The sequence below is a fragment of the Treponema saccharophilum DSM 2985 genome (assembly GCF_000255555.1).
Taxonomy (GTDB): Bacteria; Spirochaetota; Spirochaetia; order Treponematales; family Treponemataceae; genus Treponema_D; species Treponema_D saccharophilum.
Window position 1 is genome coordinate 1 of sequence record NZ_AGRW01000018.1, and the last position, 7,688, is coordinate 7,688.

The window sequence follows — 7,688 nt, forward strand, 5'->3', positions numbered from 1 at the left end:
AGAGAAAATCGCCAAGGAAAAAGCCGCGAAAGCGGAGGCAGAACGCATCGCCAAGGAAAAAGCCGAAAAAGCGGAAGCAGAACGCATCGCAAAAGAAAAGGCCGCGAAAGCGGAGGCAGAACGCATCGCCAAGGAAAAAGCCGCGAAAGCGGAGGCAGAACGCATCGCAAAAGAAAAGGCCGCGAAAGCGGAAGCAGAGAGAATCGCCAAGGAAAAAGCCGCGAAAAATGGGACGGGAGAGGATTTGTATGCCGGAGGAATTCAGACGGTAAACGGAACTTCGTCTGGCGGAGGAACGGAGACGCATACGGAAAGTTCCGTGGCGGCGAACCTCGCTCTGAAAAAAAAGAAGGCGGCGGAACAGGCGGGAACGAAATGACGTTCCGGGGGCGGACGTGTTATTTGTTGTACGCAATCGCCTTAAAAGAAAATATTTGGTATGATTGAAATATGCTAAAGGACATCAAGGTAATCGCTTTCGACATCGACGGGACTCTCTATCCTGATTATCGCTTATACCGCAAGCTCGTTTTTTACGTTCTGCGGCATGCGAAATTCTACATGCATTTTTTGGCGGTCAGGAAAATTCTGCACAGGACGGCGCCGCTCTCTGATTTTTACGAATATCAGGGAAGGCTTCTGGCGGAGGAATTGGGGTGCTCCGTTGACGAGGCGCGGTTCAAAATCGATTCGATTGTCTATAAGGGGCTGACTCCTTACCTTGAAAAGACGAAGCCGTTCAGCCACGTCGAGGAATGTTTCTCGAAAATAAAGGAAGCCGGATACAGAATCGCGCTCCTCTCCGATTTTCCGCCGTCTCAGAAAGGGGATACGTGGGGGCTGCTCAAATACTGCGATGTCGTCCTCGGCTCCGAGGAAAGCGGCGCGCTCAAGCCGTCGAAATATCCGTTCGGAATCCTTTCGCTGAAAATGAACGTCCGTCCGGAGGAAATCCTCTATGTCGGAAACAGCATCAAATACGATGTCTGCGGCTCGAAAAACGCGGGGATGAAAAGCGCCCTCATAATGTCCCGCGCGGAGATTTTTTTCAGGCGGCTGTTCGGGAAACCGTCGCGCGCGGAGGATATCGGCACGGACATTTTGTTTTCCGACTATCGTCAATTCACAAATCTTGTGCTACAATAACCCCCAAATTTCATCATCCCTGAACTTAAATTCTCGGAACGCATAGTGTTTCATTTTATAGATTTTTTGACATGTCACATTCATTTTTGTCGGGCGTTTCCATGGTCAGAAGGACCTGCCGGAATGCCTGCTTACCGGGGGTTTGGGTTTAGGCGGGATTGGGAAGGTAAAAAGTGGGCGCATTCACTGCTGTCATCGTCGTTGTAATATCAGCTGTATTTTCAATCGTCATCGTCGCGATTTCAAAAATTGTGGACAAGGACGGAAATTCCATGGACAAAGTCCGGAGGTATTCCGACAAGCGGATACGCGAATTCGAGGACTTTTTCGAAAGCAGCTCCGACAAGCTGAACGCTCTTTCCGCGGATGTCGAGACGCATCAGGCAGCGGCGGGCGCCGCCGTGAAAAGGCTCGACAGGCTCACCGAGGAATTCGACAACCAGAGCAAGACGTTCGAGGAGAAATTCCGCCAGGTAGACGATATCAGGAAGAAGCTTGACAGCTACGGGAACGTCCTTTCCGAGCTTATGCAGATGACCGAGAATGCCGAGACGAACCTCAAGCGCGTCAGGGCCGAGTCGGCGGCGCTCGAGAAGATAAGCGGGAAAATTTCCGCGCTTGAGAAATCAGCATCGTCAATCGAAAACAGGCTTCCGAAAATTTCGGAAGAATTCACGAAGAAAAACAACGAAAGCCTCAAGACCATCGGGACGGAGCTTCTCAATCAGTACCAGAAGCGCGCGGACAACCTCGATTTGTCCACGAAGGATGCGGCAAAACAGTGCGCGGAGCTTCTCGACAAAATCAATTCGGACATACAGAATGCGTACAGCTCGGCGTCGGAGCGGGCATCCCATCTTGAGGAGGAGGTTTTCAAGCGGCTGCAGGAGGAGGCGAATTCCCGCACGCAGAATTACCTGAGCAAAGTCGAGATGAGCGCGCAGGAGCTTGAGAAGCAGCTTGCCGAGAAAATCGGCGCGGCTCAGCAGGCAATCGACGCGAAGACGGACGACATCGCGCAGAGCGTCAGCGAGAGGACGGCGACGCTCGAGGAGCTTCTCCGCGGGAAGACGGACGATTTCACGAACGCGTTCGACGCAAAACTTTCCGCGCTCGAGGAGGCGATGCAGCGCTCGATTACCGAGATGGATTCCCAGGTCCGCGAGCAGACGGCTTCCCTCAACCAGCAGTATTCGGACAAGACGGGCGCGCTCGTCGACCTTCTCCATTCAAAAACGGGCGAGCTGAAATCGCACCTTGCCGAGTCGCTCAATGCCGCCCGCCGCACCGCGAAGGAGCTGCGCGACGACGTGAACGGGAACGGGAAGTCGCTCGAGTCAATCCGCGAGGTTCTCGCAAAGCAGCTCACGCAGATTCAGTCGCGCTACGAGAGCCTCTACGAGAAGGCTGTCACGTCGGCTGACGAGAAGGAGACGGTGGCGTACGAGACGTTCGAGAAGCAGTCGACTGAGAACCTCAACAAGTACAGCGAGAAGACGGAAACCGCGATAAACGCCATGCACGCGGATGTCCTCAGCAAGGTGTCCGACCTCCAGTCGCTTATCGACACGGAAGTCGGCGGGCTGCAGAGCATCGTCGACCAGAAAGTCGACAGCCTCAACGATTCCGTCAACAGGAAAGTCGACATTCTCCAGCAGGTTGTCGACACGAAAATCGACACGTTCGGGACGGGCGTCGACCAGAAAGTCGACAAGCTGCACGAGACTGTCGAGTCCAAGATTTCCGACCTTACGGGCGAAGTTGACGACAAAATCGTCGACCTCAAGGATTCCGTCGATGTGCGCATGAACGAGCTTCAGAACACGGTGAATTCCCGCGTCGACGGGGTTGAGAGCGGCGTCGATTACAAGCTTTCCGAGTACCAGCGTTCCGTCGTCGACAAGGTTTCTGAACTTCAGGACGAGGTCAACAACAAGGTCGAGGGGCTTTCCGATTCCGTTTCGAGAAAGGTGTCCGGGCTTGACGACATGGTGAGCGCGAAAGTCGGCGGGCTTGAGTTCAGCGTCGAGCAGAAAGTCACCGGGCTTGAGAAGAAAGTCGAGGACAAGGTCGGCATACTGCAGAATTCCGTCGATTCGAAAGTGTCCGGGCTTGAGCGCAGCGTGGACGAGAAGGTGCTTTCCCTCGAGCAGAACGTCAACGACAAGGTTTCCGACTTGCAGGGATTCGTCGGCGACAAAGTTATCGAACTTGAGCAGAACGTCAACGAGAAAGTCGTCGGTTTGCACGGGACGGTCGACGAGCGGATGGGCGAGCTTGAGGATGCCGTCGAGGGAAAAGTCGCCGGGCTTGAGGACAGGGTTGACGACAAGGTTCAGACGCTCCTCGACTCGGTTGACGCGAAAGTCGGCGATATGTCGTCGAGCGTTGACGCGAAGGTCGCGGGATTGCAGAACGCAGTCGACTCGAAAGTGGGAAATCTCCATCAGAATGTCGTCGACACGGTCGGCGCGCTCACGAACGACATAAACGCGACGGTCTCCTCACTCACGCGCGACGTCGAGGAGAAGGTCGGCACGCTGCAGTCGAGCGTCGACGAGAAAGTGTCCGGGCTTCAGAGCGACGTGGACACAAAAGTCGCGAACCTCACGAACGACGTCAACGATTCAGTCTCCTCACTCACGCGCGACGTTGAGGAGAAGGTCGGCGCGCTGCAGTCGAGCGTCGACGAGAAAGTATCCGGGCTTCAGAGCGACGTGGACACGAAAGTCGCGAACCTCACGAACGACGTCAACGATACGGTCTCCTCCCTCACGCGCGACGTCGAGGAGAAGGTCGATTTCATTTCGGGCGATGTTGACGCGAAAGTGTCCGCGCTCCAGTCGAACGTGGACAATACGGTCGAGCTTCTTTCGTACGATGTGGATACGAAGGTCACGAACCTCAGAAGCGACATCAACGATACTGTCGACGCGATGCAGGACGAGGTGAATTCGACTGTGCAGAACCTCCGCTCCGATGTCGAGGAAAAAATCGGCTCGCTCCGCTCCGACGTTTCCGAGACGATTTCGTCGCTCCAGTCGCAGGTCACGGAAAGCGTCGACGCGCTCAACAAAGCCGTCAACGGAAAAATCGACGCGCTTCAGGGCGACGTCGCCTCCCGCGTCACGACGCTCGAGAATTCCGTCGACGAAAAAAAATCCGCGCTCGAAAAATCGCTTGAGGAGACGCTTGCACGAATCGAGGAGGAGCTTTCGAAGGCATCCGAGGGCGCGGAGGGAATCGCCGCGAAAATCGCAGAGTCGGTCGAGAACCACGTCAACGACGTTTCGGGCGACATCTCCGCGAAAGTGGAGAAGCTTTCGGGCGAGCTCAACTCGGAAATCGTCGGAATAAGGACGAATTCCGAATTCGCGATTGCGCAGATAAAGAAGCAGCTTGAGGACGCATCCGCGGGCGCAGAAAATGTTTCTGCCGGAATTGCCGCGGAAATAAAGGAAAAGGAAGAAACGCTCAAAAATATCGTCTCGATGATGGTTTCCGACATCAATTCGAGAATCGAGAGCGCTGAGCAGGGCGTGGAGAAGCGCGTCGGCGAATTCGAAAGCGGCGTTTCCGAACGCGTCGGCCAGTTCGAGGGCGATGTTTCGTCGCGCGTCGATTCGATTCTTTCGGATATGGAGCAGCGCGTTTCCGGAATCGGCTCGCGCGCCGATTTGCTTGAGCGCGAGGTCGGCGAGAAAGTGGACAGCCTCCGCAGCGACGTCGACGCGTCGATTCTCGGTCTTCGCGGGCGCCTCGACGAATCTCAGGACGAGGCGAACGCGCTTGCGGCCCAGATTTCCCAGGAAGTGCGCTCGACGGTCAGCGGTCTGAACGCCGACATTCTCTCGCAGGTCGACACCCTCCAGGACGAATTCGACTCGCGCCTTTCCGACGTGCACGGCGACATTTCGAACCGCCTTTCGTCACTCGGCGCCGATGCGTTCGGGAAAGTAGCGCAGGTTCAGGACGAATTCTCGTCAAAACTCGATGAAATAAAAACCGATGTCGGCGGAAAAATCGACGAGTTCGACGCGAATGTGAACGAGCGCGTAGAAGGCATCAAGGAAACTGTCGGCGGAAAGATAGACGAGTTCGATTCGAGCGTAAACGAGCGCGTAGAAGGCATCAAGGAAACTGTCGGCGGAAAAATCGACGAGTTCGACGCGAATGTGAACAAGCGCGTAGAAGACATCAAGGAAACGGTCGGCGGAAAGATAGACGAGTTCGACGCGAATGTGAACGAGCGCGTAGAAGGCATCAAGGAAACGGTCGGCGGAAAGATAGACGAGTTCGATTCAAGCGTGAACGAGCGCGTAGAGGGAATCAAGGAAACCGTCGGCGGAAAAATCGACGAGTTCGACGCGAATGTGAACGAGCGAGTAGAAGGCATCAAGGAAACTGTCGGCGGAAAGATAGACGAGTTCGATTCGAGCGTGAACGAGCGCGTAGAAGGCATCAAGGAAACTGTCGGCGGAAAGATAGACGAGTTCGATTCGAGCGTGAACGAGCGAGTAGAAGGCATCAAGGAAACTGTCGGCGGGAAGATAGACGAGTTCGATTCAAGCGTGAACGAGCGGCTTGAGAAAATCAGCAGCGGGGTCACTGAGCGCGCGGATATGCTTGAGGAAGGCGTGAACGAGCGCGTCGCGAACATCGAGAGGACGACGGGCGAGCAGATTTCTTCTATAGAAAACATAGTCAGCGAGAAAATCGGCACGTTCAAGGAAGACGTTACGAACAGGGTCGATTCGTTTGAAAGCGACGTTTCGGGAAAAGTCGACGAATTCCAGAAGAACGTTACGGAGCGTGTCGATACGTTTGAGGGAAGCGTTGCCGACAAAGTCGGGACAATCCTTGCGAGCATGGAATCGGAAATCGGCGGCCTGAAAAACCGCGTCGAGGATACGTTCAACACGATAAACCGCGACCTTGAGGAATCTTCCGTCGGCGCGAAATCGATTGCGGCGCAGGTTACGGATTCGGTGCGCGAGACGGTCAGCGGGCTTTCGAGCGAGGTGGACGAGAAAGTCGCGGGAATCAGGTCGCGAATCGAGACGGTCGGCGACGGAATCGACGAGAAGCTTCAGGGCGTTCGCGACGACTACACCACAAAAATCGACACGATGGAGACCGAGCTTTCCGCAAAGGCGGATTTTGTCGAAAGCGCGATATCGTCGCGGCTGGGCGGAATCGGCGGCAAACTCGACGCCATTTCTTCCGAAATCGGGAATCGGTTCGATAAAATCGGCGCGGATTTGGAAGAGAAGACGGCGGGCGCGAATTCGATTGCGGAGAACCTCAAGAACGCGTACGACGAGAAAATCGACGCGATGCAGGACGAGCTCGGCGGGAAAATCGAGGACGTTCGCGGCGAACTTTCTGCGAAATCGGACGAAATCGAGAGCGCTATGGACGGCAGGCTCGACGAACTTGACAGGAAGGTTGAGTCGCGCGCGGATTTCATCGAAAACGATTTGAGCGCGCGTATTGATGCGCTCACGGCGGACGCTGACGCGAAGCTGGACGCTGTTTCCGGCGACATCACGGGACGGTTCGACAAAATAAGCGCGGATTTGGAAGAGAAGACGGCGGGCGCGAATTCGATTGCGGAGAACCTCAAGAACGCGTACGACGAGAAAATCGACGCGATGCAGGACGAGCTCGGCGGAAAAATCGAGGACGTTCGTGGCGAACTTTCTGCAAAATCGGACGAAATCGAGAGCACTATGGACGGCAGGCTCGACGAGCTTGGCAGAAAGGCGGGCGCGCGCGCGGATTTCATCGAAAACGATTTGAGCGCGCGTATTGATGCGCTCACGGCGGACGCGGACGCAAAACTTGGCGCTGTTTCCGGCGACCTCGGCGCGCGCTTCGACAAAATCAGCGCGGATTTGGAAGAGAAAACGGCGGGCGCGAATTCGATTGCGGAGAGCCTCAAGAACGCGTACGACGAGAAAATCAATGCGATGCAGGACGAGCTCGGCGGAAAAATCGAGGGAGTGCGCGACGAACTCGTCACGAAGTCGGACAACATCGAAAGCGGCATGAGCGGTCGCCTCGACGAAATCGAAAGCGGGCTCGGCGCGAGAATCGACGCGGCGGGCGGCGAGCTTTCATCGAGAATAGACGCCGTGAAAGCGGGCGCTGACGAGAGAATCGACGGCGTTTCTTCCGAAATCGAGGAGAAATTCGGAAAAATCGACTCGAAAATCGAGAAAAAAGCAGCCGGCGCGTCTGCTGCCGCAGACAATCTCGGGCGCGAGCTTGGCGGAAAAATCGACTCGATACGCGAAACGCTCGGCGAAAAAATCGAGACGGTTTCGGAAGAGGCGCATGGAAAAATCGACGAGCTGCAGAACGAGCTGGATTCCAAACTTGAATCGGTTTCCTCTGACGCTGACGCGAAACTCGACACCGTCACCGGCGACCTCGGCGCGCGCTTCGACAAAATCAGCGCGGACTTGGAAGAGAAGACGGCGGGAGCGAATTCGATTGCGGAGAGCCTCAAGAACGCGTACGACGAGAAGATTTCCGCG

Annotated in this window: 3 protein-coding genes; all 3 read left to right on the forward strand. The window is 55.6% G+C overall.

Annotated features, from left to right (window positions below):
* A partial coding sequence (locus tag TRESADRAFT_RS16440; protein ID WP_002701681.1) for a hypothetical protein occupies positions 1–379 on the forward strand: 379 nt, incomplete at its 5' end.
* A 71-nt stretch (positions 380–450) separates the two neighbouring features.
* Positions 451–1,146 (forward strand): HAD family hydrolase, encoded by a 696-nt coding sequence (locus tag TRESADRAFT_RS00180; protein ID WP_002701682.1) that lies wholly within the window; start codon positions 451–453, stop codon positions 1,144–1,146.
* 173 nt (positions 1,147–1,319) lie between these two features.
* Positions 1,320–7,688, forward strand: a 6,369-nt coding sequence (locus tag TRESADRAFT_RS00185) for a SpiroCoCo family coiled-coil protein (protein ID WP_040841777.1), incomplete at its 3' end; no start/stop codon positions are given.